Here is a 24,790-nt window from a genome sequence, read left to right as displayed (position 1 = left end):
GAAGCCGGCGGCAAGGCGGGCGGCCATGCCGTTGGAATGGCGGGCGAGATCGAGCCACAGACCGTCGCGGAAATAGGCGTCGAACTGCGCGGCGATGAAGCGGGATTTCGAGAAGAGCTGGGCGGAGCGCTTGCGCAGGAAATGCATCTGCTGCGCCTTGGACGTGTCGAAGAGCACGAGCGCCTCGGCGCACCAGCAGCCGTTCTTGGTGCCACCGAAGGAGAGGATGTCGACGCCGCGCTTCCAGGTCATCTCCGCCGGCGTCGCGCCGAGATGGACAAGGGCATTGGCGAAGCGCGCGCCATCCATATGGAGCGGCAGGCCGGTTTGCTTCACGACTTCGGAAATCGCCGCGATCTCATCCAGCGTACACGCGGTGCCGGCTTCGGTGGCCTGGGTGATGGTGACGGCCATCGGCTGACCGCCATGCACGAAGTTCGGAGGGAAGCGGCCGATGGCGGCGGCAAGTGCTTCCGGCGCGATTTTTCCGGCGGCGCCGTCGATCGGCACCAGTTTGCTGCCGGCCGCGAAAAACTCCGGCGCATTGCATTCGTCGACATTCACATGCGCCTCGCGGTGGCAGAAGACCTGCCCGCCCGGCCGGTTGAAGCTTGCCAGCGCCAGTGAGTTGGCTGCCGTACCCGTTCCGACGAAGAAGACGGCGACATCGCGCTCGAAAATCTCGCAAAAGGCTTTTTCCACACGCTTGTCGAGATCGCTGGTGCCATAGGCGGAGGCGAAGCCGCCGGAGGCTTCCACGAGGCTCTTTGCGATGTCGGGATGGGCGCCTGCCCAGTTGTCGGAAGCGAAAAACATGCGATTTCCCATGCGAATTTGAGGTCTTCGGCGACCATAATGCAGAAACACCGGCGATCAATCGGCGTCACAGGGCGAAAAGTGCACTTTGCCAAATATTGAAATTTCCGGAAAATTTTTGTGTTCAAGTTGTAATTAAATTTCAAGCTTGCGAAAAACCGGGCAATTTTTCTTCATGAGGTGGTGTTTATTTGGCATGATGGTCTTGTGGCGGCGGGAGGTTTCTGGCATAGGACTCGTGAAATAGGACAGGGCTCCTGTCCTATTTCGGTCAAAAGACCGAAGCGGCGCCCTTTTTGCAGCGATGCGGATGCGCCGGAAGCGACCGGGACGGGAGCATGCTCCGCAACGTTCAAGGTCGGAATGGTCCGATGATCTTTATCTGGTCGGCCGTCGGTTTGGTTGATCAGGCTCAGGAAGAATGCGCTCGGTGACCGGGCCTGCCGAAAGGCAGGCGGCAGTCACACGGGCGAAAACGAATGTCCGCAAGATGCGGGCCCCACAGGAGGGATGACGATGATGGAGAAGACCCAAGCATGTGATTTGCGGCAGACCCGGGCGCAGACGACTGCGACGGGCGCCAAAACGCGCGCTTCCGCTCCGGGCCTGCCGAAAAAACAGGGACTCTACGATCCGCGCAACGAGCACGATGCCTGCGGCGTCGGTTTCGTGGCGCATCTGAAAGGCAAGAAGTCGCACCAGATCGTCAAGGACGGGCTTTTCATGCTCGAGAACCTGACGCATCGCGGCGCCGTCGGCGCAGATCCGCTGATGGGTGACGGTGCAGGCATCCTTGTGCAAATTCCGGACCGCTTCTTCCGCGAGGAGATGGCAAAGCAGGGCATCACCCTGCCGAAGGCGGGCGAATACGCCGTCGGCCACATCTTCATGCCGCAGGACGAGACGCTCGTCGATTATTTCAAGAAGGTCATCGGGGATGTCGTCGCCGAAGAGGGGCAGGTGCTCATCGGCTTCCGGGACGTGCCGGTCGACAATTCCTCGCTGTCCAAGGCGCCCGAGATCGCCGCCACCGAGCCGCGTCACGTCCAGGTCTTCGTCGGCGCCGGACGCGATGCCGCGACGAACGGCGAGTTCGAGCGCCGCCTCTTCACCCTGCGCAAGGTGATCTCCAACCGCATCTACGACGAATACGAGGGCGAAGAGAGCAACTTCTACCCCGTCTCGCTCTCCTCGACGACCATCGTCTACAAGGGCATGTTCCTCGCTTACCAGGTCGGCGCCTATTATAAGGACCTCGCCGATCCGCGCTTCGAGTCCGCTGTCGCCCTCGTGCACCAGCGCTTCTCGACCAACACCTTCCCGTCGTGGAAGCTGGCGCACCCCTACCGCATGGTCGCCCATAACGGCGAAATCAACACGCTGCGCGGCAACGTCAACTGGATGGCGGCCCGTCAGGCCTCCGTCTCCTCGCCGCTGTTCGGCGAAGACATCACCAAGCTCTGGCCGATCTCCTACGAGGGCCAGTCGGATACCGCCTGTTTCGACAACGCGCTCGAATTCCTCGTGCGCGGCGGTTATTCCATGGCCCATGCCGTGATGATGTTGATCCCGGAAGCCTGGGCCGGCAACCAGCTGATGAGCCCCGAGCGCAAGGCGTTCTACGAATACCACGCCGCCCTGATGGAGCCGTGGGATGGTCCGGCCGCCGTCGCCTTCACGGATGGCCGCCAGATCGGCGCGACGCTCGACCGCAACGGCCTGCGCCCGGCCCGCTATCTCGTCACCGATGACGACCGCGTCATTCTCGCCTCCGAAGCCGGCACCCTGCCGGTCAAGGAAGAGAGCATCATCAAGAAGTGGCGCCTGCAGCCGGGCAAGATGCTGCTCATCGACATGGAGGAAGGCCGCATCATCTCCGACGAGGAGGTGAAGTCTTCGCTCGCCGCCAAGCACCCCTATCGCGACTGGCTCGACAACACCCAGATCATCCTGGAAGACCTCGGACCGGTCGAGCCGCGGGCGCTGCGCCGCGACGTCTCGCTGCGCGACCGCCAGCAGGCCTTCGGCTACACCCAGGAAGACACCAGGCTCCTGATGTCGCCGATGGCGACCACCGGGCAGGAGGCGATCGGCTCCATGGGTACGGACACGCCGATCTCGGCCATGTCCGACAAGACCAAGCTGCTCTACACCTATTTCAAGCAGAACTTCGCGCAGGTGACGAACCCGCCCATCGACCCGATCCGCGAGGAACTGGTCATGAGCCTCGTCTCCTTCATCGGCCCGCGCCCGAACATCCTCGATCACGGCGGTGCGGCCAAGGCCAAGCGCATGGAAGTGCGCCAGCCGATCCTGACCAATGGCGACCTCGAGAAGATCCGCTCGATCGGCCATGTCGAGGACCTGTTCGACACCAAGACACTCGACTTCACCTATGACGTCTCGCGTGGCGCCGAAAGTATGCCGGAAATGCTCGACCGCCTCTGCGAGCGCGCCGAGCAGGCCGTCGGTAGCGGTTACAACATCATCGTGCTCTCCGACCGCCAGATCGGTCCGGACCGCGTGGCGATCCCGGCGCTGCTGGCGACCGCCGCCGTGCACCACCACCTGATCCGCAAGGGCCTGCGCACCTCGGTGGGCCTCGTCGTCGAGACCGGCGAGCCGCGCGAAGTGCATCACTTCTGCCTGCTCGCCGGCTACGGCGCCGAAGCGATCAACCCCTATCTCGCCTTCGATACGCTCACCGACATGCACAAGCGCGGCGAGTTCCCGAAGGAAGTGGACGCGGAGGAAATCGTCTATCGCTACATCAAGGCGATCGGTAAGGGCATCCTGAAGGTCATGTCCAAGATGGGCATCTCGACCTACCAGTCCTATTGCGGCGCGCAGATCTTCGACGCCATCGGCCTGTCGTCCGAGCTGGTCGACAAGTTCTTCTTCGGCACGGCGACGACCATCGAGGGCATCGGTCTCGAGGCGATCGCCCAGGAGACCTTCAACCGCCACAAGGCTGCCTTCGGCCGCGATCCGCTGCTTGCCAACACGCTCGATATCGGTGGCGAATATGCCTACCGCATGCGTGGCGAAGAGCACGCCTGGACGCCCGACGTCATCGCCTCGCTACAGCACGCCGTTCGCGGCAACGCGGCGGACCGCTACAAGGAATTCGCCGAACTGGTGAACGCCTCGTCGCTGCGCATGAACACGATCCGCGGCCTGTTCTCGATCAAGGGCGCGGACGCGGCCGGCCGCAAGCCTGTTAGCATTGACGAGGTCGAGCCGGCGGTCGATATCGTCAAGCGCTTCTCGACGGGTGCCATGTCCTTCGGCTCGATTTCCCGCGAGGCGCACACGACGCTCGCCGTCGCCATGAACCGGATCGGCGGCAAGTCGAACACCGGCGAGGGCGGCGAGGAAGCCGACCGTTACCTGCCGCTGCCGGATGGGTCTTCAAACCCCGAACGGTCGGCGATCAAGCAGGTCGCGTCGGGCCGCTTCGGTGTGACCACCGAATACCTCGTCAACGCGGACATGCTGCAGATCAAGGTCGCGCAGGGCGCCAAGCCCGGCGAAGGCGGCCAGCTGCCCGGCCACAAAGTAGATGCCACGGTCGCCAAGACCCGTCACTCCACCCCGGGCGTCGGCCTCATCTCGCCGCCGCCGCACCATGACATCTATTCGATCGAAGACCTGGCGCAGCTGATCTACGATCTGAAGAACGTCAACCCGCAGGCCGATATTTCGGTCAAGCTCGTCTCGGAAGTCGGCGTCGGCACGGTTGCCGCCGGTGTCGCCAAGGCGCGTGCGGACCATATCACGATCGCCGGCTTCGACGGCGGCACGGGTGCGTCGCCGCTCACCTCGCTGAAGCACGCCGGCTCCCCCTGGGAGATCGGCCTTGCGGAAACGCATCAGACGCTGGTGCTGAACAAGCTGCGCTCGCGTGTCGCCCTTCAGGTCGACGGCGGCCTGAAGACCGGCCGCGACGTCGTCATCGGCGCGCTGCTCGGTGCCGACGAGTTCGGCTTCGCCACCGCGCCGCTCATTGCGGCCGGCTGCATCATGATGCGCAAGTGCCACCTCAACACCTGTCCGGTCGGCGTCGCGACGCAGGACCCGGTTCTGCGCAAGCGCTTCAAGGGCACGCCCGAGCATGTCATCAACTACTTCTTCTTCGTTGCCGAAGAGGTGCGCGAAATCCTGGCCTCGCTCGGCGTCCGCTCGCTGAACGAGATCATCGGCGCCTCGGAACTGCTCGAGAAAGAGGCGATGATCTCGCACTGGAAGGCCAATGGCCTCGACTTCTCCCGCATCTTCCATAAGGTCGATGCGCCGAAGGAAGCGACCTACTGGACCGAGCGCCAGAACCACCCGATCCAGGACGTTCTCGACCGCAAGATGATCGAGCAGGCCAAGCCCGCGCTCGAAGAGAAGACGCCCGTCGCCTTCGAGGTCGACATCAAGAACGTCGACCGTTCGGCCGGCGCGATGCTGTCGGGCGAGGTCGCCAAACGCTACGGCTTCAAGGGTCTGAAGGACGACACGATCTCCGTGAAGCTGCACGGTACGGCCGGCCAGTCCTTCGGCGCGTTCCTGGCGCGCGGCATCACCTTCGATCTGGTGGGCGCGGGCAACGACTATGTCGGCAAGGGCCTGTCGGGTGGCCGCATCGTCGTGCGTCCGCCGGAAGGCAACCGCGCGGTGCCGCATGAATCGATCATCGTCGGCAATACGGTGCTCTACGGTGCGATTTCGGGCGAATGCTACTTCAACGGTGTCGCGGGCGAGCGTTTCGCCGTGCGCAACTCCGGTGCCGTCGCCGTCGTCGAGGGCGTGGGCGACCACGGCTGCGAATACATGACGGGCGGCGTCGTCGTCGTCATCGGCCAGACCGGCCGCAACTTCGCGGCCGGCATGTCGGGCGGCGTTGCCTATGTGCTCGACGAGGCCGGCGATTTCGCCCGCCGCTGCAACATGGCGATGGTCGAACTTGAGCCGGTGCCGGAAGAGGACGATATGCTGGAGAAGCTGCACCACCATGGTGGCGACCTCATGCATAAGGGCATGGTCGACGTGTCCGACGACATGACGCGCCATGACGAGGAGCGGCTCTACCAGCTGGTCTCGAACCACCTGCACTATACGGGCTCGCCGCGGGCCAAGGAGATCCTCGACCAATGGGCCGAGTATCGTCCGAAATTCCGCAAGGTGATGCCGGTCGAGTACCGCCGCGCGCTCGAAGAGATGGAGCGCATGAGGATGGGGATCGCGGCCGAATAGGCGCGGCGTCCATCTCCCTTCACTGACCGGCTGCGCGGGAAGCGGCATCCGGATCGAATTCATCTTAGCCGGCGCGACAGCGGAGCTGCGCACCGGTCCGGGCCGCAGGGCACCGTCTTGAGCAAGGATTATTGACGTGGGCAAGGTTACTGGTTTCATGGAAATCGACCGGCAGGTGGCGAAGTATCAGCCGGCCTCCGACCGCATCCGCCATTTCCGCGAATTCACCATCCCGATGTCGGACCCCGAGGTCCAGAAGCAGGCCGCACGCTGCATGGACTGCGGCATTCCCTATTGCCACGGCCCGACCGGGTGTCCCGTGCATAACCAGATCCCGGACTGGAACGACCTCGTCTATAACGGCAACTGGGAAGAGGCGATCCGCAACCTGCATTCGACCAACAACTTCCCGGAGTTCACCGGCCGCGTCTGCCCCGCACCCTGCGAGGAGGCCTGCACGCTGAACCTCGAGGATGCGCCTGTTTCCATCAAGACCGTCGAGCAGGCGATCGCCGACAAGGCCTATGAGATGGGCTATATCGTGCCGCAGCCGGCGACGGTGAAGACCGGCAAGAAGGTTGCCGTCATCGGTTCCGGTCCCGCCGGCATGGCCGCTGCCCAGCAGCTTGCCCGCGCTGGCCACGAGGTCCATCTCTACGAGCGCGAATCCAAGGCCGGCGGCCTGCTGCGCTACGGCATCCCGGACTTCAAGATGGAGAAGAACTTCATCGACCGCCGCGTCGACCAGATGCGCGGCGAAGGCGTGACCTTCCACTACGGCGTCAATGTCGGCGTCGACAAGCCGATGGACGAGATGCTCGCCGAGCACGATGCCGTGCTCTATTGCGGCGGCTCGGAAACCCCGCGCGATGCCGGCATTCCCGGCGTCGATTTCGCCGGCGTGCATGATGCCATGCCCTATCTCGTACAGCAGAACCGCCGCGTCGGTCGCGAGAGCATCGACAGCGTCGGCTGGCCGTCCGAGCCGATCGTCGCCGGCGGCAAGCACATCGTCGTCGTCGGTGGCGGCGATACGGCTTCGGATTGCGTCGGCACGGCGTTCCGCCAGGGCGCGGTGAAGGTCACGCAGCTCGACATCCGCCCGCAGCCGCCGGAAAAGGAAGACAAGCTCGCCGTCTGGCCGTTCTGGGCGACGAAGATGCGCACCTCCTCCTCGCAGGCCGAAGGTGCGGTGCGTGAATTCCAGGTCGGCACGCTCGAATTCGTCGGTGATGAAGACGGTGTTCTGACCGGCGTGAAGTGCTGCCAGGTGGATGAGCGCCGCAAGCCGATTGCCGGCACGGAGTTCATCATCAAGGCCGATCTCGCCTTCATCGCCATCGGCTTCCGCGGTCCTTTCACCGACAGCGTGCTGAAGGACCTCGGCGACAAGCTTGCGATTAATACCGACAAGCGTGGTTCGTCCAACGTCATCGCCAACGATCGCGACTACAAGACCTCGGTCGAAAAGCTCTGGACGGCGGGCGATGTGCGCCGCGGCCAGTCGCTCGTCGTCTGGGCGATCCGCGAAGGCCGGCAGGCCGCCCGTGCCATCGACGAGGCCCTGATGGGCGCGACCACGCTGCCGCGGTAAAAAAATCCCAAATCCCTCCCTATACGGGTAGGGGTTTGGGGCTCAGGGTGTCGCTGTCTTTTTCAGCTGGAAATCATCGACCCGCCCGAGCGGCGCATCCGCAATCTCGCCCTTTTCGACCAGTTTTTCGCGCAGGCTCTTGCCATTGCCCTTGATGGCGGTGCCACCGAGCAGCGCCGTCCCGCTGTCCAGTGCCGGATCGGCAAGGCCGATGGGCTGGGTTTTGGTGATTTCCGTGTCTTCGGTCGCGGGCGTCGCGACGATGAGATCCTTGAGATCGCCCTGCTGGCTGATGGCGCTGGCGGCATCGCCGAGCACGCGGCGGATTTCCTTTTCGGCATAGAAGGCGAGCTTGCGCTTGCCGGCCTTTGTGAAGTTGATGCCGTCGGAGCCGCGCAGGCGCACCTGCTGGCCGTTGATATCAGAGCCCGACGTGACGAACTTGCCGTTCTCGTCGACGAAACCGTCCCAGATATCGATGAACTCGCCGCCTGCCTTTTCCACGCCGGCGCGGTAGAGGTTGTTCAGCGTCGTCATGTCGGCGGTCTGGGCGGAGGACTGGAAGGCCGGCATGCCGATCCACAGTAACGGCTTGCCGTCCTTGCGCACGAGACCTGCGATGCGGTCAACGCGTGCTTCGTACTCCTTCGTCCAGGCCTCCGAGCGGAACTTCTCCTTCTGGCCGGCGACGGTCATCGACTGGCGGTCATTTGCGCCCATGCTGACGACGACGAGCGCGGGCTTCGTTTCGGAAAGGAGGCCCGGCAGCGCTGTGGGCCAGTCGTAATAGTCCTCGCGCACGATACCGGAGGAGCCGTTCGTGCGGCGTTCGACCACGATGCCGGGTGTCGCCTCGAAGGCCGCGATCAGGCCTTCGCCCACACTGCCGGCGATAAAATCCCCAACGACCAGCACGACCTTGGCGTCCGGTGCCTTTTCGATGGCTGCGGGCTCCGGCGTCGTCGCCACGGCGGCCGGCTGCTTCTTCTTGCGGTTGACGGTGCGTGGCTTCCTGATCTCGGGCTCGGGCTCGGGCTCGATAACCTCGCGCTTCGGCGTGCCGAAAAGCAGCTGGAGGATCGATTTGCGCTGAACGCGCTCCTGGGCGCTAGCCGGCACGACCGGCGTCACCATGCTTGCCACAAGGGCAAAGGCGAGGCCGAGGCGCACAATCCGGATCGTCGTCATGCTCATCGCGAAAACTCTTTCGTCTGCACCGCGATCCTGCCGAAGCGCGGTGGCGGCATGATGGCAAAAGCCGACGGCAGAAGGAAGCACCGGAAATGAAAAGGGGCGCCGAAGCGCCCCGATTTCGGCTTGCCGGAATTATCGGCGCAGAACCTTCAGCAGCTTCTGGCTCGGCTCGCCGTCGGCATCCATGCCCATGCGGCTCTGGAACGCCTGGATCGCGGCCTTGGAACCGGAGCCGAAATTGCCGTCGACTTCGCCTTCATAATAGCCAAGTTCCTTGAGGCGCGTCTGCAGCTCGAACTTCTCCGTCATGTCGAGTGTGCCGTCCGGGCGCGGCCAGCGCTGCTTGACGCCGCCGTAGCCGGCGATCTGGTCGGCCAGCATGCCGACGCCCATGGCGTAGGAGTCCGAGGCATTGTAGCGCTTGATGACGAAGAAGTTCTTGGTCATCAGGAAGCCCGGGCCGCCGTTTGCCGGCAGCTTCAGTTCCGCGCGGTCGGCGCCGTTCTTGAAGCCGCTGCCGTTCGGGCGCAGGAAACCGAGTTTGGCCCATTGGGCAAGCGTCTTTGTCTGGCCGGAATATTTGCTGCCGCCAGCGGGCACGACGATTTCGTAACCCCAGGTCTTGCCCGCCTGCCAGCCGTTCTTGGCCAGGAGATTGGCCGCTGTCGCCAGCGCGTCCGGTACGGAGTTCCAGATATCGCGGTGACCGTTGCCGTCGGCGTCGATCGCATAGAGCAGGTAGCTCGTCGGGATGAACTGGGTATGGCCCATGGCGCCGGCCCAGGAGCCCGTCATGTCACCCGCATCGATATCGCCGCGCTGGATGATCTTCAGTGCCGCGATCAGCTGCGTGCGAGCATATTTCGAGCGCTTCTTGTCGGCATAGGCAAGCGTCGCCAGCGCCCGCGGCACATAGTGCAGCCGGTCGTCCTTTTTCAGAACGGCGCCGTAGTTCGATTCCATCGACCAGATGGCGAGCAGGATATTGCGGTCAACGCCGAAATGGCGCTCCAGCGCGGCGAGCGTGCGGCCATGCTTGGCGGCCATTTCCTGGCCGATGCGCACCGTATAGGGATTGACGCGCGAATCGAGATAATCCCAGATCGTGTGCTTGAATTCCGGCTGGTAGGCGGCCTTTTCCAGGACTTCCGGATCGGGGGTCTTCACGCCGGAAAAGGCGCGCTGGTAGGTCGACTTGCTGATGCCGGCATCCGATGCCGTCTGGTAGAAGTCGGCGATCCATTTCTGGAAGCGGGCGTCGGCGCGGGCGGCCGTCGCCTGGGCGAAAAGCCCGGCCGACAGGAGCAGGGTAAGCGCAGATCGGCGCAGAACGGTCTTCAGATTCTGTGTCATCGGCTGTCGTGTCCGTTTCTCAAATTTCGGTACGATGGCGCGGAACCATCGGCTGAACGCAAAACTTATAAAAACGAAGTCAACAAATTCTTTACCATCAAACTTTTGTCTCGTCTCTCTTCGCAAAAAAATAGTAATTCGATTCTATTCGGCACAAACAGACCCGGTCATGAGGGCCATGGGCGTAATGAGGTGATGAATGTCGCAGACACGTAAGGTACGCAAAGCAGTGTTTCCAGTGGCCGGTCTCGGCACGCGCTTCCTTCCCGCCACCAAGGCCGTGCCGAAGGAGATGCTGACCGTCGTGGACAAGCCGGTCATCCAGTACGTCGTCGACGAGGCGCTGGACGCCGGCATCGAACACCTCATCTTCGTCACCGGCCGCTCCAAGGCCGTTATCGAGGACTATTTCGACATCCAGGTCGAGCTGGAGCAGACGCTGCGCCAGCGCAACAAGACCGCCGAGCTGACGCTGCTCGAAAGCATTCTGCCGGTTGCCGGCTCGACGAGCTTCACCCGCCAACAGGAGCCGCTCGGGCTTGGCCACGCCGTCTGGTGCGCCCGCGAGCTGGTCGGCAACGAGCCGTTCGCATTGCTCCTGCCCGATATGATCATGAAGGGTGAAAAAGGCTGCCTCAAGGGCATGGTCGAGCTCTTTGAGCACAGCAATGCCAATGTCATCGCGGTCGAGGAATGCGCGCCCGACCAGGCGCACAAATACGGCATCGTCGGCGTCGGCGAGAAGGTGGGCGACGGTTTCGCCATCACCAAGATGGTCGAGAAGCCGGCTCCGGGCACAGCGCCCTCCAACTTCTTCATCAACGGCCGCTACATTCTCCAGCCGGAAATCTTCCCGATCCTCGCCAATCAGGAGCGCGGTGCAGGCAACGAGATCCAGCTGACGGACGCCATGGTGAAGCTTGCCAACGACCAGCAATTCGCCGCCTACCATTTCCGCGGCGAGACCTACGACTGTGGCGCCAAGGATGGCTTCATCCTCGCCAACATCGCCTTCGCACTGGCGCGCGCCGATATCCGCCCGTCGGTGGAAGGCCCGCTGCGAGAGCTCGTCGCCGGCCTGAAATAATCAGCGGCGAAGTGTCAGCCCGATGCCGGCGCGCGTGACGCCGGTGTCGGACGCGCGCGCCTGGCGCGTCAGCTCGTAAGAGACATCGCCGGTCATCGCCAGCCAGCGGTTGATGTTCCAGGTCAGACCCGTGCCGACCAGATAGATGTTCTGGTCGGGACCGAGCGCTTCCGGGAGGTTGCGCCACGTATAAGCGGCGCTCAGGCGGGCCACGAGGTTGTCGCGCAGTTCGTGCGTCAGTTCGGCATTGGCAGCATAGCTGACATAGCCGCTCTGGCCGCCAGCCGTGGACGGTTCGATCTGTGTCTGCAGGCCAAGCCTGAGATCCGTGCCGCGCTGCGGAGACCAGAAGACAGAACCGTCGACCGTCAGCGCCCGGATCGCATCCAGGCGATCGTCGTCGAACGAGGCCTGTTCGTAACCGATGCCGAGATCGCCACGCAGTTTTTCCCCAAGATCGACTTCCACCCCGGCCCGGCCGCCAAGCGTCGTGGCGGAGCGTCGGTAGCCGAGCGAATCGGCCTTGTCGTCATAGAACGAGCGTCCGACGGACGCTTCGAGATAGGGAATGAGAGCAGGCGAAATTTCGTAGCCGATACGGCCCGTCACCGTGGCTTCGGTATAGTTGCGATCGGAGAGATCGAGCTTGCTGCCGTCGCTGAGCGTCGCTGAACCATAGGTGCGGCGTTGGATCTCGGTGCCGAGCGTGCCGCGAATCAGGCCGAAATCGCGCGTGACGCGCACACCGCCGGTCAGCGTCTGCAGGCCGGACTGAACACTCGCACCGTCGACGGCATTGGGATCGTTCGAGCTTTCGCGCTCGAACGCATAGCCGCCGGTAATGTTGGCGATCGTGTCGTCACTGAGATCGAGCCGGAGGTCGCCATCGATGCGAACCTGCGGTTCGGTTTCCCCTGTGCCGCTGAGATTGCGCTGGTAAATGCCCTCGGCATCGATGGTCAGCTGGTGGCGGGACCAGTCCGAGGTCAGCGAGCCCCGGATGCCGGTCTGCGAGAAGGTACGGCTCGTCGATGTGTTGCCGGAGCGGTTGCGCTCATAGCCGAGGCCCTGCGTTAGGGACGGTTTCAGCACGAAGGTGCCGAGCCGGATACCGGTCGGCTCATACGGGTCGTCGGCCGCGCGTCTGCGCAGATCGTCGATCGATCCCTCCGCCAAGTTCAATCGTTCGGAGTCCGGAGCCGTGCGGCGGATCGCACCGGTCACGTCCTCGTCGGCGACAGCAGTCTGCTGATCGGCGGAAAGAGCGGGCGTGGTCGTGCCGGTCGCCGTGTCCGTCCCGGTCGTCGCCGCGGTTTGGCTGGTGGCGTCTGTCTGCGTTCGCAGAGGTTGACCAAAGGCTGTGGTGTCGCTGCCGGTCGTATCCTGGGCAAGGGCGGGCGTCGCAAGCATCGTCCCGGCGAGCAGAAGCCCGGCCAGACGCCGTGACGGGCGGGACAGGCGTGCCCCGCGATCCATTCTGTTTGCCTCTGCCATGATTGCGGCCTGCGATCTTTCCGAATTTCCTAAGCGAACGTAAACCGTCGTGGTTAACGCTTGGTTGATAGGAGCGGATTCACCAGCCGTAACGGCTTGCCTTCATTCGTGCATGGACAAGGTCGGGCAAAGGGTCTAACGAGGCCGCATGATCAAAAGACAGGCAAAAGTTGACGGCGACGGCGCTATCGCCTCCGCAATTCGGACCGTCGAGACGGAAAAGGCCGGGCTCGTTGCTCTTTCGGCTGCGCTGCGGGGCGGGCTCTACGACGCATTTTCGGAGGCTGTGCGCCTGATCGGCGATATCAGCGGACGCGTTGTCGTCACCGGCATTGGCAAGTCGGGCCATATCGGCGCGAAGATCGCGGCGACCTTCGCCTCGACGGGTACGCCCTCCTTCTTCGTGCATCCCGTTGAAGCCAATCACGGCGATCTCGGCATGATCGCGCGCGACGATGTCATTCTCGCTCTGTCCTGGAGTGGCGAAAGCGCCGAGCTACAGGGCATCATCAACTATTCGCGCCGCTTCCAGATCCCGCTGATCGCCATCACCTCGGGCGAACGCTCCGCTCTGGCGCGCGAAGCCGATACGCTGCTGCTCTTGCCGAAGGAGCAGGAAGCCTGCCCGCACGGTCTGGCGCCGACCACCTCGACGCTGATGCAGCTGGCGCTCGGCGATGCGCTTGCCGTCGCGCTGCTCGAGGCGCGCGGTTTCACCGCGACCGATTTCAAGACCTTCCATCCCGGCGGCAAGCTGGGCGCGAGCCTCTCGCATGTCGGCGATATCATGCACAGCGGCGAGAACATGCCGCTCGTGGCGCTCGGCACGTCGATGCCCGACGCCATCATGACGCTGGCACAGAAGCGCTATGGCTGCGTCGGCGTCATCAACGACGAAGGCATCCTCGTCGGCATCGTCACGGACGGCGACATCGCCCGTAATCTGACGCGCAACCTCGCCGAACTCGACGTCGACGCCATCATGACGCGCAATCCGAAGACCGTGAAGCCGGCCACGCTGGCGACGGCGGCGCTCGGCCTGCTCAACCAGCACAACATTTCGGCGCTGATCGTTACCGACGAGACCTTCCGCCCGGTCGGCGTCGTGCATTTCCACGACCTGCTCAGGATCGGCGTCGCCTGATCGCCGTCAGACTTGTTCGACGGTGAGATCGCGGCCATTGCTGGCCGTGACGCGCACGCGCGCGCCGACTGGCAGGTCCGGTCCCTCGACGCTCCACATCGTATCATCCAGACGGATGCGGCCGCGCCCTTCGGCGATCGGCTGCTCCAGCGTCGCCGTGCGGCCGACGAGGCTCTGGCCGCGCTGGTTCAGGTGCGGCTGGTCGGAGGCCAGGCGGGTGCTGACGATCCGGCGGCCGATGAACAGGGACGCCAGAGACAGCGCGGCAAAAACCAGCCACTGAACGTGCCACGTCCAGAAACCGGCTTCCCAAAGCAGCAGCGAAAGCGCGCCGGTGACGATCGCCGCGATGCCGATCCAGACCAGGAAGACACCGGGCATCAGCACTTCGAGGATGAGAAGGACGATCCCCAGAACCCACCAGGCCCAGGGGCCGAGTTCCGTGACGATGCGCTGGATCATGTCACGTTCCCTGCGGCGTCGTGTCGAACGGATTGCGGAAGGCGGGCGTCGAGGCGGTCGTGGTCGTCGCCGGCGTCGTCTGGCGGGCGCGCGGCGTGTTGACCGGCTGGGCGGCAGAGCCGTCACTGCCGAAGACTTCGCGCGCGATGGCGCCGATGCCGCCGAGCGAGCCGATCAGCGAGGAGGCTTCCATCGGCATCAGCACGATCTTGGAATTGTTCGCCTTGCCGATAGCGGCCATCGCCTCCGTGTATTTCTGCGCGACGAAGTAATTGATGGCCTGCACATTGCCGGCGGCGATGGCTTCCGAAACCATCTTCGTCGCCTTGGCTTCGGCCTCGGCGAGACGTTCGCGCGCCTCGGCGTCGCGGAAGGCGGCCTCACGCGTGCCTTCGGCCTCGAGGATGGCGGACTGCTTGGCACCTTCGGCGCGGAGGATCTGCGCGTTGCGCGAACCTTCGGCTTCCAGCACCTGCGCGCGCTTCTCGCGCTCGGCCTTCATCTGGCGGGCCATCGAATCGACGAGATCCTTCGGCGGCGCGATGTCCTTGATCTCGACGCGGGTGATCTTCACCCCCCACGGATGGGCGGCTTCATCGACGACGCGCAGCAGCTGGTCGTTGATCTTGTCGCGGTTGGACAGGAGCTCGTCGAGATCCATCGAGCCCATGACCGAGCGGATATTGGTCATGGTGAGGTTGATGATGGCGTGCTGCAGATTGGCGACCTGGTAGGCGGCCTGGGCGGCATTGAGGATCTGGTAGAAGGCGACGGCGTCGGAGGCGACGCTGGCATTGTCGCGGGTGATGACTTCCTGCTGCGGGATATCGAGCACCTGCTCCATCACGTTCAACTTGGCGCCGATGCGATTGACATAGGGCGTGATGAAGTTGAGGCCGGGCTCCAGCGTGCGCGTATAGCGGCCGAACCGCTCGACCGTATATTGATAGCCCTGCGGGACCGTCTTGATGCCGGCAAACAACGTCACGATGACGAAGAGCACGAGCGCGATGACAACGATATCCAGTCCGGCCAATTCCATATTCCTTCTTCCCAACAGATAGCGATGCGGTGCAAGCCACTTTTAAGGAATACGGCTCGCGACGCCAGTCTATTTGGAGGAGAGGCGGATTTATCCTGGATCAGATCCAGCCGGAAAGCTCGCGCCGCACGACTTTCTCCAGAACAGCCATGCCTTCAGCAGAATCGTTCAGACAGGGGATGTGGGCGAATTTCTCGCCGCCATGGTGCAGGAAGCTTTCGGCCGCCTGCTCGGCGATCTCTTCCAGCGTTTCCAGGCAATCGGAGACGAAGCCGGGATTGAGCACCGCGATGCGCTTGATGCCGTCCTGCGCAAGCTTTTCGACGGTCTTGTCCGTATAGGGCTGCAGCCATTCTTCCGGCCCGAAGCGGGACTGGAAGGTGACCATCAGCTTCTCCTCAGACCAGCCGAGCCGTTCGCGCAAGAGGCGCGCGGTCTTCTGGCACTGGCAGTAATAGGGGTCGCCCTTGTCGAAATAGCTTTTGGGAATGCCGTGGAAGGAGGTCAGCACGCGCTCCGGCTCCCAGTCGAGCGTCGCCAAGTGCTTTTCGATCGAGACGGCGAGCGCGTCGATATAGGTCGGGTCGTCGTGATACGGCGGCACGGTGCGCAGCGCCGGCTGCCAACGCTGCTTGAGCAGGAATTCGAAGGCTTTGTCATTGACGGTTGCGGTCGTCGCTGCCGCATATTGCGGATAGAGCGGGAAGACGAGGATGCGTTCGCAGCCCTGCTTCTGGAGATACTCCATGCGCGAGGCGATCGACGGCTGTCCGTAGCGCATGGCCCAGTCGACGACGATGTGGCTGTGTTCGGCAAGCGATGCCGCCATCAGTTCCGCCTGGCTGCGGGTATAGGTGCGCAGGTAACTTTCGTTCCTGTCCTTGTTCCAGATCGTCTCATAGGCCTTGCCCACCTTGCCGGGCCGGGTGTTGAGCACGATGCCGAACAGGATCGGATACCAGGCGATCCTCGGCCATTCGATGACGCGCTTGTCCGTCAGGAATTCCTTCAGGTAGCGGCGCATGGAGGTGGTGTCGGTGCCGTCGGGCGTGCCGAGATTGACGAGCAGGACGCCGACCTTGCCGTGTTTGACGGGCGGATGGCTGGCGGGCTTGGCGGTGATGTCCTGCATGTTTCGGTCCTGTGCGTGCGGGGTTTCGGTCAGTGTTCTTCTACGCGGCGGAGGGCCGTCCGGTTCGGAATGGTTCTAAAAAGAAATGCCGGTCCGGGAAAGCCCGGACCGGCAGAAAGAGTGGAGACAAATCGTCCTTATTTCGCTCGGGCCTATTTCGGCGGGATGGACAGTTCTTTGCCGACATGCAGCGCGCGCGGACGCGGATTGCCGTTGGCCTCCGCGATCTTGCGCCACAGCGTGCCATCGCCATAGGCGGCCTTGGCGAGATCCCACAGCGTATCGCCCCGGGCGATAACATGCTTGCCGCCGGCCATGGCGGCGCTGGAGGCGGACGTGTTGGTCGTAGTCGTCGCGGCGCCTTCCGTCGACGTCACGGCAGTGTCGGTCGTGGTGGCCGGCTTCGTCTCGGTTGCCGTCGTCGTGGTGGACGTGGCCTCACCCGAGGTCGCCGTGCCCTCGGCCGACTTTGCGGCGGTGTCCGTGGAAGCCGCGGGCTTTGCCTCGGTGCCGGTCGCGGCGTCGGCCGTCGCGGGTGCCGATGCGGCAACCTCGGTGATACGACCATCCGTATAGGGCTTGTAGGGCTGGTGCGCGGCCAGATAATCGGCGACGACCAGTTCGAGGTTCGGGCCGAAATCATAGGCGTTCTGCCCGGATTTCGCGAAGACCGAGTAACCGTCGCCGCCCGAGCGCATATAGTTGTTCGAGACGACGCCGTAGGTCTTGGCCGGATCGAGCGGCACGAAGGCATCGCCCTCCTTCACCTCGACGGAGACGACGCGGCTGCCGGCCGGCTTCGATTTGTCGAAGGCGTATTTCAGGCCGGAGACCTGCGGAAAGCGGCCGGCGCCTTCCTCGATCTGGCTGAGGCCGTTTTCAAGCGCGGCGACGAGGTCGGAGCCCTTGAGCTGGAAGGTCGCGACGGTGTTCTGGAAGGGCAGGACGGAAATCACCTCGCCCATCGAAACCGGGCCGCCGTCGATGGAGGCGCGCAGGCCGCCGCCATTAGTGATGGCGATGGTGATGCCCTGATCCTTGGTGCGGTCGAGGATGGCGTCCGTCACGAGGTTGCCCATGGCGCATTCGGCGGCGCGGCAGGTTTCGCGCGAACCGTCGATCGGGGCTGAACTTTCGGCGACGATCTTGTTCTTCAGCTCCTCGATCGGGCCGGAGAGTTCCTTGATGCGGGCGAGCACGGCTTCGTCCGGCTTGATCTTGGAATCGATCAGGATCGGCTCGCCGGAGGCTTCCTTCACCACGCCGGCGTCGTCGAAGACGACCTTCAGGTCGCCGAGATATTTCGTATAGGCGCCGGCCTGCACGACCGGTACCTTGTAGCCGCCGGGATTGTCGACCAGCGTCGGATAGGGGCCTTCCGCCTTGTCCGAGGTGTTGGACAGGAACGTGTTGGTATGGCCGCCGACCACCACGTCGACGTCGGGGATCTTGGCGATCGCCGCGAGATCGCGGGGATAGCCGACATGGGTGAGCGCGATGATCTTGTTGACGCCCTGCTTTTTCAGCTCGCCGATGGCGGCGGTGATATCGGCGACGTCGTCGCCGATCAGCACGTTCGGGCCGGGCGAGGAGAGTTCCGCCGTATCATTGGCGACCGCGCCGACGATGCCGATCTTCTGGCCGCCCTGATCGAGCACGATGAAGGGTTTGATACGGTCACCGAGCTTCGAACCTGCGCCGGCGGCGACATTGGCGGTAACGACGGGGAACTGCACCTTGTCGAGGAAGGCGGCAAGGCCGTCCTCGCTGTCGTCGAATTCATGGTTGCCGACGGTCATGGCATCGAACTTCATGAGATTGAGGAATTCCGCTTCGGCCGCACCCTTGTAGGTCGTGTAGAAGAGCGAGCCCTGGAAATTGTCGCCGGCATTGAGGAGCAGCACGTTCTTGCCCGACAGCGCCTGGCGCTGGGCGTCGATCGCAGCCTTCAGGCGCGCCACGCCGCCGAAGCATTCGCCCTTGCCTTCCTCCTCGGCCGAGCAGGTCGAATCGAACTTGTTGATCGCCTCGATGCGCGAATGCAGGTCGTTGATGTGCAGGATGTTCAGCTCGTAATCGGCGAGCGCCGAGCCGCTGGAGAGCGCGATGATGGAGGCGGCGAGAAAGCCGGATCGGAAAATCGTCATGGTCCTCATCTCCTGGTTTGTGCCGGCGCTGGAGAGCGCGGCAGGGGCCGTCCGTTTCGCCTTGGAGCGGAAACGGCACGGCCGGCCGAGAGGATGTTTTCACCGCTCGGCGGCAACTTCAAGAGAAAAGAGGGCGAAGCGAAATCGGGCGAGCTTATCAGCCGAAACGAAAAAAGGGCCTCGCGGCCCTTTCGTTCGATCTCTGCCTGACGTTACGTGCGGCGGGCGAGCGAGAACTGCGCGCCTTCCGCGGTCGTGCAGTTCAGCTGGCGCTGGCTGATAAGCGCGCAATTGACCTTGGACTGCGTGTTGCGCACCAGCGAGGTCATGTTGATCTCGACCAGCGTGGGGGACGATTTCACATAGGTGCCGGATGCCAGGAGCTGGTTTGTATCGGTCGTGCGCGTCGAGAAGGTGCCGGCCTGGAACGTGGAGACGATGCCGTTCGGATCGACCCAGGCGCCCTCGACGCCGGTCTGCTGCGGCTGCTGGATCGGCGGCAGCTCGCGCGGTGCGCGTTCGCTCTGGCAGGCGGAAAGGGCAACGGCGGCGGTCAGCAGGCTGAGGACTGTGATCGGCTTCATAGGGTTCTCCAGGGTCACGGCGGCGAACCGCCCGTCCAATTCGGCAAACCATGCCGTGAAGAGCCTGCGAAAGCAAGATACGCATGGTAGCGAACGGGCATTATCCCATTGAAAGCGAAGACGTCCGCGGTTTGGCCGCGGGCGTCTGGCATTTGGTTTTGTGGGCCGGTTCAGCGAACGAGGATGTTCTTGAATTGCCACGGATCCTTCGTGTCGAGGTCTTCCGGGAAGAGGCCCGGACGGCCGTCGAGCGGGGTCCAGTCGGTGTAGTGGCCTTCGACCGGGCCGAGATAGGGCGTCTGCACTTCCAGGCAGCGCTTGTAATCGACCTCGTCGGCCTCGACGATACCGGCCTTCGGGTTTTCCAGCGCCCAGACCATGCCGGCGAGCACGGCCGACGTCACCTGCAGGCCGGTCGCGTTCTGGTAGGGGGCGATGCGGCGGGTTTCTTCCAGCGACAGGCGCGAGCCGTACCAGTAGGCGTTCTTGTCGTGGCCGTAGAGCAGCACGCCGAGTTCGTCGACGCCATCGACCAGTTCGTTCTCGTCGAGAACGTGCAGGACCGGCTGCTGGTTGCCGCCATTGCCGAACATCTCGTGCAGCGAGATCACCGCGTCGTTGGCCGGGTGATAGGCATAGTGGCAGGTCGGACGGAAAGTGACGTGGCCGTCCTTGTCGCGCACCGTGAAGAAGTCGGCAATCGAGATCGACTCGTTGTGGGTGACAAGGAAGCCGTATTGCGGGCCGGGCGTCGGGCACCAGGAGCGCACGCGCGTGTTGGCGCCGGGCTGCTCGAGATAGATCGCCGCTTTGCAGCCCTTCTTGTGCTTCTTGGCGTTCTTCGGCATCCATTCTTCATGGGTGCCCCAGCCGAGTTCGGCCGGCTGCAGGCCTTCCGAGATGAAGCCCTCGACCGACCAGGTGTTCCAGAAGGTGTTGAACGGCTTCGGGTTCTTGGTGCGCTGCGTGTCGCGCTCGGCGATATGGATGCCCTTGACGCCGACCTTCTTCATCAGCTTCGCCCAGCCTTCGCGGTCGTCCTGCGCGGGCTCTTCGAATTTGATGTCGAGATCGTTGGCAAGGTTCAGGAGCGCCTGCTTGACGAACCAGGAAACCATGCCGGGATTGGCGCCGCAGGTCGAAACCGCCGTCGTGCCGCCCGGGTTCTTTTCCTTCTCCTTGCGCAGCGTTTCGCGCAGCGCATAGTTCGTGCGGTCGGCGTTCTTCATGTCCTTGTCGAAATAGAAGCCGAGCCAGGGCTCGACGACCGTATCGATATAGAGAACGTCGAGCTTGCGGCACAGCTTCATCAGGTCGACGGAGCCGGTATCGACCGACAGGTTGACGCAGAAGCCCTGGCCTTCGCCTTCGGTGAGGAGCGGCTTCAGCAGCTCCTTGTAGTTGTCCTTGGTGACATGGGCCTTGATGTGGCGCACGCCATGGCGGGCATAGATTTCGGCGTCGGCGGCGTCTTCGCGCGGCTCGATGACGATCAGCCGGTTCCGGTCATACTTGAAGTGGCGCTCGATGAGCGGCAGGGTGCCGCGTCCGATCGAACCGAAGCCGATCATCACGATCGGGCCGGTGATTTCGCCATGTACCGGATAGGTGCTGTCTGCCATTTGGGTCTCCTGCGGACGGCCGCTTTGCGCTAAAAATCGGGGCTTTGACGCGCCCCATAGCATAATGGCAGCGCTAGAGCACAGATTTCTGTCACAATAAAGGGAATGTGCGGTTTTCTGCCGTGATATTGTTAACCGGCGTTAATGCCCGGCATTTCGACTTTGGAAAGCGTGGCTCTGATGAGCCCGCGCAGCGAATTGCCGACGAAGATTTGGCCCTTCGACAGGTCATCCGGCCGCAGCACGGCCTCGACGGCTTTCCCGCGTTCCAGCAGTTCCGCACGCAGCACGCCGGCCAGCAGACCGGCGGCGAGCGGCGGGGTTTTCAGGATGCCGGAACCGTCATCAAGGAAGAGCGTGGTGATCGTGCCTTCGCAGAGTTCGCCGCGTTCGTTGAGCAGAATCACCTCGTCGGCTTCGCTTGCCGGGAATTCCGCACGCGCCTTGGCATAAAGTGCGCGGCGGGAGGTCTTATGACGCAGCAGCGGGTCGGTCGAGGCAAGGCGTGTTTCGGCGATTTTCAGACGCCATGCGGTATCGGGCGTGAGAGGGGTGAAGGCGGCGGTCTGGATTTCGATCCGGCCGTCGGCGAACAGTTCGAGACGGATGCGGAGAGGGTGTGCGTGCAGGGCAGAGGGCGGTAGCGCCGCGAACAAGGCATCCTTTGCCTTCTCGGCTCCAGCCATTCCGAGGGCGTCTGCCGAGCGGGCAAGCCGCGCCAGGTGCCGCTCGAGCCGCACGAAGCCGGTGCCGGGTTGCCAGCGCAGGGTCTCGATCAGCGAGAGATCCATTGGTCCCCCACGGCAAAGCGCGCCTTCAGCAGGCACTCCTCATATTCCGCCTCGGCGGTGGAATCGAAGACGATGCCGCCGCCGACATTGAAGACGGCGTTGCCGTCCTCGAAGATCGAGATGGTGCGGATGGCGACGTTGAAGCGCATGGTGCCGTCGGGCGCGATCATGCCGATGGCGCCGCAATAGGCGTCGCGCGGGCCGTCCTCCAGATCGTGCAATATCTTCATGGCGCTCATCTTCGGCGCGCCGGTAATCGAGCCGCAGGGGAAGAGGGCGGCGAAGATATCGCGGATGGAGATGTCGGGCAGCAGCTTTGCCCGCACATGGCTCACCATCTGGTGCACCGTCGGATAGGTCTCGACGGCGAAGAGTTTGGGCACATGCAGCGTGCCGACCTCCGAGATGCGCGAGATATCGTTGCGCAGCAGATCGACGATCATGCGGTTTTCCGCCTGCGACTTCGGATCGGCCTGCATTGCGGCGATAATGTCCGCATCCTCGGCGGCATTCGCCCCGCGCGGCGCGGTGCCCTTCATCGGATGCGTCTCGATCCAGCCGTCCCCGTCGATATCGAAGAAGAGTTCTGGCGAACGGGAGAGCAGCAGCGGCCCGTCGAGCGAGACGAAGGCGCCGTAGCGCACCGGCTGGCGCTCGATCAGCGACCAGAAGGCGGCGAGCGGATCGCCGCTCCAGCGGGCGCGGATCGGCATGGTGAGGTTCGCCTGGTAGCAGTCGCCCTCGCGCAGGTGCCGGTGCAGGCGCTCGAAGCGGCTGCGATAGGTCTCGAAATCCCAGTGCGCTTTCGGCTCGGTAAGGAACGGTTCGTTTTCCGTGCGCTGGCGCGGCCTTGCCAGCGGATGGTCGTCGGCCGGCTTTTCGAAAATGCCGAAGCTCATCAGCGGTGTCGGGCGGTTTTCTTCGGCAAAGCCGGCCAGCTTCTCCTCGAAGAGATGGCCGGCCTCATAGCTCATGAAGCCGGCGATCCAGTGGCCTTCCTCATGCGCCTTCTGGAGCGCCGTGAAGGCGGCCTCGAAGCCGGCGCGATCGCGCACGGTGACGACGGCGAGCGGATCGGCGAAAACCACCGTCCGGTCCTCGCGGTCGTCCCTGAGGAGCACAAAGCGTTCGCGATCGGTCATGCTGCTGTCCGGCTTCTTTTAAGAGGAGGCCTTATCAAGCGCTTCCAGTTCGTCGATCAGCCCCTCGATCATCGACAGTCCCTTGCTCCAGAACGACGGATCGCTGGCATCGAGGCCGAAGGGCTTCAGGAGTTCCGAGTGATGCTTCGTGCCGCCGGCCTTGAGCAGGTCGAAATACTTCGCCTGGAAGCCGGCTTCCGCCTGCTGGTAGACGGCATAGAGCGAATTCACCAGGCAATCGCCGAAGGCATAGGCATAGACGTAGAAGGGCGAGTGGATGAAGTGGGGGATATAGGCCCAATAGGTCTCGTAACCCTCGGAAATGCGGATCGCCGGGCCAAGGCTTTCGCCCTGCACGGAGAGCCACAATTCGCCGATCTGCTCGGCGGTCAGCTCGCCCTCCTTGCGGGCGGTGTGCACCTTGCGCTCGAATTCATAGAAGGCGATCTGGCGCACGACCGTGTTGATCATGTCCTCGACCTTCTGGGCGAGCATGGCCTTGCGCTCGCGATTGTCTTTCGTCTTGTCGAGCAGGCTGCGGAAGGTCAGCATCTCGCCGAAGACCGACGCCGTTTCGGCCAGCGTCAGCGGTGTGGAGGCCATCAGCGCGCCCTGGCCGCCGGCTAGAACCTGATGCACGCCATGGCCAAGCTCGTGGGCGAGCGTCATCACGTCGCGCGGCTTGCCCATGTAATTCACGAGAACATAGGGATGCGCGGAGGGCACGGTCGGATGGGCGAAGGCGCCCGGCGCCTTGCCGGGGCGGACCGGCGCGTCGATCCAGCCCTTGTCGAAGAACTTTTTGGCGATGTCGGCCATTTCGGGCGCGAAGGCCCCATAGGCGGAGAGCACGGTGTCGCGCGCCTCGGTCCAGGGGATCGTCGCATCGGGTGTCTCGGGAAGGGGCGCGTTGCGATCCCAGAACTCCATCTGCTCCATTCCGAGCCACTTCGCCTTCATCGCATAGTAGCGGTGCGAGAGGCGCGGATACGCTTCGCGCACGGCTTGCGCGAGTGCGGCGACCACTTCCGGCTCGACGCGGTTGGCCAGATGCCGGCTGTCGGCAATGTCCTCGAAGCCGCGCCAGCGGTCGGAGATTTCCTTATCCTTGGCGAGCGTGTTGGTGATCAGCGCGAAGGTGCGGATATTGTCCTGGAAGGTCTTTGCCAGCGCCTGCGCGGCCTTGCGGCGGGCTTCCCGGTCGGGCGACTGGAGCTGGTTAAGGGCGATTTCAAGCGGCAGCTCCTCGCCGTCGATCGTGTAGCGCAACGACGCCATGGTCTCGTCGAACAGGCGGTTCCAGGCGGCGGCACCGGTCATCGATTTTTCGAGGAAGAGCTGTTCGGTTTTGTCGTCGAGCTGGTAGGGTTTGTCCTTGCGCAGGTCCTCGATCCACGGGCGGTAATGCGCGGCGAGCGCGTCGTTCGTCAGCGCCGCTTCGATGCGCTCGTCCGCTATCCTGTTGAGTTCAAGCGAGAAAAACAGGAGATGCGCGCCGAGATCGGTCAGCTTCGCCTGCGCGTCGCCATAGAATTTGCCGTTGGCGGGTTCGGTCGTGTTGGTGAAATAGGTGAGGCCGGCAAAGGAGATGAGTCGGCCCATCACGTCTTCCAGCGCCTCGAATTCACGCACGGCCGCGCCAATGCCTTCTTCGCCGTTTTTTTCCGTGGCGGCGTCGAGCTTGCCCTTCCACTTGGCTTCGAAGGCGAGCGTGTCCGCCTCGGCCTTCTTCATGTCGCCGATGAATTCCGGGGAGGTCTGCGAGGGATAGAGATCGCCGAGGTTCCAGCCGGGAAGATTGCCCAGCTCGGCGCTTGCGGCGGCGTCCGCCGGGGCGAAGGCGATGCGGGGTGCGGGGAAATTACGCGTCATCTCTATCTCTCTTCCTGGTGGGCGGATCGGCCCCTTGCTTGCGTCGGCATTGGTTAAAATGCAAGCCTTTCTC

The 24,790-nt window shown here is 63.5% G+C and carries 17 protein-coding genes; 4 read left to right on the top strand and 13 right to left on the bottom strand.

All coding sequences use genetic code 11. From position 1 onward, the window contains the following. Positions 1-816 (bottom strand): threonine aldolase family protein (locus ACOZKU_RS01805; RefSeq protein WP_421577407.1); only part of this gene is annotated, 816 nt, incomplete at its 3' end. Positions 817-1,332: 516 nt separating this feature from the next. Here ACOZKU_RS01805 and gltB point away from each other — a divergent pair. Further along, entirely contained in the window at positions 1,333-6,057 is a 4,725-nt protein-coding gene (gene gltB / locus ACOZKU_RS01800; RefSeq protein WP_421577406.1) for a glutamate synthase large subunit, read from the top strand. Between the two features lie 136 nt (positions 6,058-6,193). Then, complete coding sequence (locus ACOZKU_RS01795; RefSeq protein WP_421577405.1) at positions 6,194-7,651, top strand: glutamate synthase subunit beta; 1,458 nt, start codon at positions 6,194-6,196, stop codon at positions 7,649-7,651. Between the two features lie 42 nt (positions 7,652-7,693). Here ACOZKU_RS01795 and ACOZKU_RS01790 read toward each other — a convergent pair whose 3' ends face one another. Then, positions 7,694-8,845 (bottom strand): DUF459 domain-containing protein, encoded by a 1,152-nt coding sequence (locus ACOZKU_RS01790; RefSeq protein WP_421577404.1) that lies wholly within the window; start codon positions 8,843-8,845, stop codon positions 7,694-7,696. A gap of 132 nt (positions 8,846-8,977) precedes the next feature. After that, positions 8,978-10,198 (bottom strand): lytic murein transglycosylase, encoded by a 1,221-nt coding sequence (locus tag ACOZKU_RS01785; RefSeq protein ID WP_421577403.1) that lies wholly within the window; start codon positions 10,196-10,198, stop codon positions 8,978-8,980. 199 nt (positions 10,199-10,397) lie between these two features. Between ACOZKU_RS01785 and galU the strand changes: the two genes are divergently transcribed. Next, a complete protein-coding gene (gene galU / locus ACOZKU_RS01780; protein WP_314086378.1) occupies positions 10,398-11,285 on the top strand; it encodes a UTP--glucose-1-phosphate uridylyltransferase GalU in 888 nt (295 codons plus the stop codon). Here the strand turns inward: galU and ACOZKU_RS01775 are convergent, their stop codons facing one another. Then, a complete protein-coding gene (locus ACOZKU_RS01775) occupies positions 11,286-12,761 on the bottom strand; it encodes an outer membrane beta-barrel protein (protein ID WP_421577402.1) in 1,476 nt (491 codons plus the stop codon). A 166-nt stretch (positions 12,762-12,927) separates the two neighbouring features. On the opposite strand from ACOZKU_RS01775, the gene ACOZKU_RS01770 reads away from it, so the two are divergent. Beyond that, positions 12,928-13,923: a KpsF/GutQ family sugar-phosphate isomerase gene (locus ACOZKU_RS01770; RefSeq protein WP_421577401.1), complete on the top strand. Its 996-nt coding sequence runs from the start codon at positions 12,928-12,930 to the stop codon at positions 13,921-13,923. A 6-nt stretch (positions 13,924-13,929) separates the two neighbouring features. Here the strand turns inward: ACOZKU_RS01770 and ACOZKU_RS01765 are convergent, their stop codons facing one another. From ACOZKU_RS01765 to ACOZKU_RS01725, 9 genes are all read right to left on the bottom strand, one after another. Beyond that, positions 13,930-14,385 (bottom strand): NfeD family protein, encoded by a 456-nt coding sequence (locus tag ACOZKU_RS01765; protein ID WP_421577400.1) that lies wholly within the window; start codon positions 14,383-14,385, stop codon positions 13,930-13,932. Position 14,386: 1 nt separating this feature from the next. After that, positions 14,387-15,427 carry an SPFH domain-containing protein gene (locus ACOZKU_RS01760; protein WP_421577399.1) on the bottom strand — a complete coding sequence of 347 codons (1,041 nt, stop codon included), beginning with the start codon at positions 15,425-15,427 and terminating at the stop codon, positions 14,387-14,389. Between the two features lie 100 nt (positions 15,428-15,527). Beyond that, on the bottom strand, positions 15,528-16,559 hold the full coding sequence (hemH, locus tag ACOZKU_RS01755; RefSeq protein ID WP_421577398.1) for a ferrochelatase: 1,032 nt from the start codon (positions 16,557-16,559) through the stop codon (positions 15,528-15,530). A 152-nt stretch (positions 16,560-16,711) separates the two neighbouring features. Continuing rightward, positions 16,712-18,706, bottom strand: a complete 1,995-nt coding sequence (locus ACOZKU_RS01750; RefSeq protein WP_421577397.1) for a 5'-nucleotidase C-terminal domain-containing protein — start codon at positions 18,704-18,706, stop codon at positions 16,712-16,714. 212 nt (positions 18,707-18,918) lie between these two features. After that, positions 18,919-19,290 (bottom strand): outer membrane lipoprotein Omp10, encoded by a 372-nt coding sequence (gene omp10 / locus ACOZKU_RS01745; protein ID WP_117370549.1) that lies wholly within the window; start codon positions 19,288-19,290, stop codon positions 18,919-18,921. Between the two features lie 170 nt (positions 19,291-19,460). After that, the gene (locus ACOZKU_RS01740; RefSeq protein WP_244762428.1) at positions 19,461-20,912 is read right to left on the bottom strand and encodes a homospermidine synthase; all 1,452 of its coding nucleotides are present in this window, start codon (positions 20,910-20,912) and stop codon (positions 19,461-19,463) included. A 131-nt stretch (positions 20,913-21,043) separates the two neighbouring features. Next, complete coding sequence (locus ACOZKU_RS01735) at positions 21,044-21,703, bottom strand: aminotransferase class IV family protein (protein ID WP_421577396.1); 660 nt, start codon at positions 21,701-21,703, stop codon at positions 21,044-21,046. Continuing rightward, complete coding sequence (locus tag ACOZKU_RS01730) at positions 21,688-22,845, bottom strand: aminodeoxychorismate synthase component I (RefSeq protein ID WP_421577395.1); 1,158 nt, start codon at positions 22,843-22,845, stop codon at positions 21,688-21,690. The genes ACOZKU_RS01735 and ACOZKU_RS01730 overlap by 16 nt, the downstream gene beginning before the upstream one ends. A gap of 18 nt (positions 22,846-22,863) precedes the next feature. Continuing rightward, a complete protein-coding gene (locus ACOZKU_RS01725; protein ID WP_421577394.1) occupies positions 22,864-24,717 on the bottom strand; it encodes a M3 family oligoendopeptidase in 1,854 nt (617 codons plus the stop codon). Between the last annotated feature and the right edge of the window lie 73 nt (positions 24,718-24,790).

Origin of the sequence: Shinella sp. M31, from assembly GCF_049199205.1 — a bacterium.
GTDB lineage: Bacteria > Pseudomonadota > Alphaproteobacteria > Rhizobiales > Rhizobiaceae > Shinella.
The sequence above is the reverse complement of the archived record's forward strand: the minus strand, read 5'-3'. Positions and strand labels throughout refer to the sequence as shown.

Bases quoted from the DNA above. Each gene is read 5' to 3' on its own strand.
- gltB (WP_421577406.1), top strand. From the start codon at position 1,333: ATGATGGAGAAGACCCAAGCATGTGATTTGCGGCAGACCCGGGCGCAG.
- ACOZKU_RS01790 (WP_421577404.1), bottom strand. From the start codon at position 8,845: ATGAGCATGACGACGATCCGGATTGTGCGCCTCGGCCTCGCCTTTGCC.
- ACOZKU_RS01785 (WP_421577403.1), bottom strand. From the start codon at position 10,198: ATGACACAGAATCTGAAGACCGTTCTGCGCCGATCTGCGCTTACCCTG.
- galU (WP_314086378.1), top strand. From the start codon at position 10,398: ATGTCGCAGACACGTAAGGTACGCAAAGCAGTGTTTCCAGTGGCCGGT.
- ACOZKU_RS01775 (WP_421577402.1), bottom strand. From the start codon at position 12,761: ATGGATCGCGGGGCACGCCTGTCCCGCCCGTCACGGCGTCTGGCCGGG.
- ACOZKU_RS01770 (WP_421577401.1), top strand. From the start codon at position 12,928: ATGATCAAAAGACAGGCAAAAGTTGACGGCGACGGCGCTATCGCCTCC.
- ACOZKU_RS01765 (WP_421577400.1), bottom strand. From the start codon at position 14,385: ATGATCCAGCGCATCGTCACGGAACTCGGCCCCTGGGCCTGGTGGGTT.
- ACOZKU_RS01760 (WP_421577399.1), bottom strand. From the start codon at position 15,427: ATGGAATTGGCCGGACTGGATATCGTTGTCATCGCGCTCGTGCTCTTC.
- hemH (WP_421577398.1), bottom strand. From the start codon at position 16,559: ATGCAGGACATCACCGCCAAGCCCGCCAGCCATCCGCCCGTCAAACAC.
- ACOZKU_RS01750 (WP_421577397.1), bottom strand. From the start codon at position 18,706: ATGACGATTTTCCGATCCGGCTTTCTCGCCGCCTCCATCATCGCGCTC.
- omp10 (WP_117370549.1), bottom strand. From the start codon at position 19,290: ATGAAGCCGATCACAGTCCTCAGCCTGCTGACCGCCGCCGTTGCCCTT.
- ACOZKU_RS01740 (WP_244762428.1), bottom strand. From the start codon at position 20,912: ATGGCAGACAGCACCTATCCGGTACATGGCGAAATCACCGGCCCGATC.
- ACOZKU_RS01735 (WP_421577396.1), bottom strand. From the start codon at position 21,703: ATGGATCTCTCGCTGATCGAGACCCTGCGCTGGCAACCCGGCACCGGC.
- ACOZKU_RS01730 (WP_421577395.1), bottom strand. From the start codon at position 22,845: ATGACCGATCGCGAACGCTTTGTGCTCCTCAGGGACGACCGCGAGGAC.
- ACOZKU_RS01725 (WP_421577394.1), bottom strand. From the start codon at position 24,717: ATGACGCGTAATTTCCCCGCACCCCGCATCGCCTTCGCCCCGGCGGAC.